This window comes from Thalassotalea coralli (genome assembly GCF_055786205.1).
In genome coordinates, this window is the sequence record NZ_JBVVBK010000016.1 from 1 (window position 1) to 863 (window position 863).

The 863-nt window shown below is 48.6% G+C and carries 1 protein-coding gene; it reads right to left on the minus strand.

Annotation, left to right across the window (positions count from 1 at the left end; all coding sequences use genetic code 11):
- Positions 1-746, minus strand: a 746-nt coding sequence (locus tag ACOB80_RS20780) for an Ig-like domain-containing domain (protein WP_473167796.1), incomplete at its 3' end; no start/stop codon positions are given.
- Positions 747-863 lie beyond the last annotated feature (117 nt).

Genomic DNA, 863 nt, shown 5'->3' on the forward strand with positions numbered 1-863 from the left:
TCATTGTCACGCATCACAATAAATTCATCGGTAATGGTAGTCTCATCCATATCCTGGTTATAAACGATACGCATAGTCGGATTCAGCGACACATTGGTTAAACCGTTACTCGGCAGATAAGCACTCGGTGCTGGACGCACCCCTGCTGTCGCTGCAGTCGTTGCCATGCGGAACTGGCCCTGATAATGGTTCATCGCATTACCTGAATCATCACGAGCTGTGCTATCGAGATAAACATGAACAAGGGCACCTTCAACGAACGCTTCATCCGGGGTGAACTCGATTGCCTGCCCCGATGCTGACAGCGTAACCTGTCCCGCTACCAGCACGCCGTTTTCTGCTACATGGAAGGCATCATTTAAGGTACTTTCATCCATCGGCTCTGAGGTGTACATCACAATACTGCCGACACTTGGTACATTATTGGCACCACTGCTCGGATATAGACGTGAGACACTTGGTCTGCTGGTGTCATTATCGACCACAGCAGTGCTAAACAGGCTGACATAATCGGCCATAGCATTACCACTTAAATCCTGCACATCGTCTGTCACGATTACCGACAGCGACTTACCGGCTGGCCAGGTGCCACGCAAGGTGATTGTTTTACTGTCTGCTGAGCGGTAAACACTTGGCGTGATAATACTGCCCTCTGAATACAACTTGAAGTTGCTATTGTTGACCGTCGATGCATTTAGCGACTCACTGAAGCTTAGTACGATTGGTGTACCTACCCCAATATCCATGGCTCCGTCTGCCGGACTGATACTGCTTACGGTTGGTGCTGTAGTATCAAACTCATCTTCTGTATTAAAGTAGTAGTACCAGCAGCATGCGCTGTTACCGACTCTGTCTTTAACATT